At 53.7% G+C, this 3285-nt stretch carries 1 protein-coding gene; it reads right to left on the reverse strand.

Features of this window, described 5'->3' with window-relative positions:
• Positions 1–57: 57 nt before the first annotated feature.
• Positions 58–3285: RHS repeat-associated core domain-containing protein (locus tag R0J92_RS21290; protein WP_411053109.1), on the reverse strand; the 3228-nt coding region annotated here is incomplete at its 5' end.

Consider the following 3285-nt stretch of genomic DNA (forward strand, 5'->3'; position numbering starts at 1 on the left):
GAAAGAGCTTCTCCTCTGGCGTGCTCCGGACGCCGAGGTTTGGCGTCCGGAGTGGCTTTACTGCACGGTGGGATGAGGCCCGGCCCCGCCCGAAGGGTCAGCTGGAATGAAGCTAGCAAGCTCTGGGTCATAGTACCGCGCGTTGAGGTACTGTAGCCCAGCACCGGCGTCGAAACGTTCGCCGATGAAGCCTTTTGTCTCTTCTGCAGTTGCCAGACCGGCACTGCTGACCCGTTCATCTATCGTTCCAAAGGGCGCATAGGTCGCGTTCTTGATTTCCTCACTGTTGCCGTTGAGAATCTTCCGGATGGACCCCAACTGATCTCGATACATGACCTCCAACGCACCGTTGACGAGGCGCAAGCCATCGTATGGATAAGTGATGACCTCCTCCTTGCTTCCCTGCCCCCAATTTTGAATTTCGACGAGGCCAAAATAGGCTGTGGTGGTGGTTGGTTGGCCGGATCCACTGGTGGTCTGCTTCAGTCGACTGCCATCAGCGCTGTAGACGTAGGAGGTCGTGACCCCGTTATAACTCACAGACAATGGGCGATTTTCTGCATCATAGGTCATGATGCGACCATCAAGACCTTTGGTCATGTTGCCATTCGCATCGTAGGTAAAAGCCTGACCATCAACTTCTGACGGGGCATGCACCGGCTGCGAGCTGCTATAACTGTAGGAACCAATCCAGCTGTTAGACCGCATTCGGCCTCCGGCATCATAAGTGAACGTCTGACTGTCCGCGGTTGAATGATTGGCAATCGCCTTCACCAGCCGCCCCGCGTAATCGTAGCGAAACAGCTGCCGCCCGCGACCTTCGTTTGTATGGATACGGTTCACTCGGCCATCATGGTTGCGATAGTAGAACGTGTAACTGCGACGAGAACCCGCGCCATTTTTGACCTCAATCTTGCTCAGCCATCCACGTTGATTGTTATAAGCTCGCGTTTCAGCCTGGCCGTCTTTGTAGACTGTTTTCACCGGCTGGCCACGTAGGTTGTAGGTAACCGATTTGATGTTGTTTCCCAGAGAGGTCAGGCGACCTGCCGCGTCATAGTCAAAGCTTCCGACCAACGCGGTGCCTTGGCTGCCCGGTTGGTTAGGCAGCTTAAGGTTGGACAGAACGCCGTTTCTGTAGAAGCGCTCCAAAGTGAAGGTTCTGCCGTCCAATGTGTGACGTTCAAATTTGATCTGACCGGCGTTATGATAGTCATAGCCAATCACGTGCCCGCCTCTGCTGACACGGGTGAGAAAGCCGATATTGGCATGGCCGGAGGTGGCGTCATCATAGGTCCAGGTCGTGCGGCTTTCCCGGCTGCCATTGGCGCGCAGCACGTCTTTGCGGGTTTGGCGTCCCAAGCGATCATAAGTGAACCTGATCTGCTGCCCCTTCGCATCAATCTGCTTGGTCAAAAGATTGCGTTGATCATAGATCATGGTCCATTTGCCCAACCCCGGGTCATCTGACGTGACTTTGTTACCCGCAAAATCGTATGCATAGATATAGGTTGCGCCGATCGGATCGATGATACGCGTCAGTCGGTTCAATAAGTCAAATTGATGATACGTGCGGCGCCACTGCCCAGATGCTCCGACATCGCTCCCATCCGCATCTTTCAGGTATGATCGAATTTTATTGCCACGTGTATCAAACACATCGATCGAACGGATACAGGGCGTAAGGCTCCCGCTGTCAAAACAACTTTCTTCCCAAACCTGTACTCGCGGATAAGTCAAGCTTGGCAGGCTGCCATCTGCGTTGGAGTGTTTGTAAGAATACGTATCATACTGGATCTTTCGGTAGCGACCATCAGGATGTGTGGTCTTGAGAACACGTCCAAGAGGATCGTACTCAAATCGTGTCTTCAAGCTGTTACTGACTGAGTTGTCGCTCGCTTCACTCCAAGACACAGGCACACTCTGGCTGGAGAGATTGCCACGCGCATCGTAAGAGTGAACCGTTGCTGAAGCATTCGCGAGGTTCTTATCCACACCTGAGACGGTAGTTTTGTAGACTTCCCCGAACCCGTCGAAAAACTCTCGCACATCGGTGTAATCTCTCGCGGCATTACTGCTGCCAGAACGAGTTCGTACTATCGTATGCTGAGCATTGGCATTTCCGAAATTGTTATAAATGGTTTTTTTCAGGTTACCGGTCGGGTAATCGACCCTGTCCTCGCGACAGTGGAGGTCCAAGGCAGTGCTAGTGACCAGATCATTTGGATCAGTTTCTTTAACCACCTTACCGCAGTCATAGTTCCAAGCGTACTTCGTCGTGTGGCCCAGCTCATTCTCGGACCGGGTGACATAAAGATGTCCTGGCCCACCGTAGGTAAAGGTCGTTCCCCACCCATAGGCATCACCATCAAACGTGAGATTACCGTAACTGTCGTAGTGACTGGTCTTGATGCGACGGCTCCCCCAACTCGACGGGCTTCCCAACCACTCTCGAACCTGTGTCGGGTTACCCCGCACAGGCGTAGCGGAAAACGTCGTATCATTATCATAATAGAAGTACCGACCATAAAGCGCGGTTGACCGGCTGATCGCTGTACTGGTCGAGCGCTGCTTAAACTGACGCCTAGGTGTGTTTACAATATACTTGTCGCGATTTTCAAAATAGGACGTCACGGAGGTGATGTCATCGTCGGCCGTTACATTGCTTCCACTCACGGATCTGCCGTGATCGGTTTCACGCCGCAACTCTCCGAATACGGAATATGCGTAGGTCTTCAATGTCTCGTTCAGCGCATTTCCGGAGCGCACCTTGGACCTCACCTTGGTGCGTCGTGCAATATAAGGTCCATTGCCCTCGGTGTTGATCGAATAGTCGAAGATCTCCTGGCGCCAAGTCGTGTCGCCCACAATATGCGTGCTCGATTTGAGAAGCCCGTGTTCAGCATAATTTTGGTTGAGATAGACATCCACGATCCGGGGATTTGTGCTCTCACCACTGGTCTTGGGCAGGGTCGTGGTGACGGTTCTAAAACCAAGCGGCCGCCGCAGGTCATAATCGTAGCGGTCGTCCACGTAGCTGTAGGTCTTGGTCCGCGACTGCCCACGCCCGTTCTCGAACCGCACGGCAGTCACCAACTGGCGCACGCCCAAGGTCCGATCACCCTGCGCCGCTACAGTCGAGGGTTCATAAGTCACCTCGATCCTGCCACCCTGCGGCGTCTCAATCTCCGTCAGGAGGTTCGCAAGACGCGAACGTCCAAAATGAATCGTGCCAGACGCACCGGCTTCAGCAAAATCCAGCGCACCGTCGCCGTCAAAATCACC

Origin of the sequence: Tritonibacter sp. SIMBA_163, from assembly GCF_046535935.1 — a bacterium.
In the GTDB taxonomy this organism is placed as follows: Bacteria; Pseudomonadota; Alphaproteobacteria; order Rhodobacterales; family Rhodobacteraceae; genus Epibacterium; species Epibacterium scottomollicae.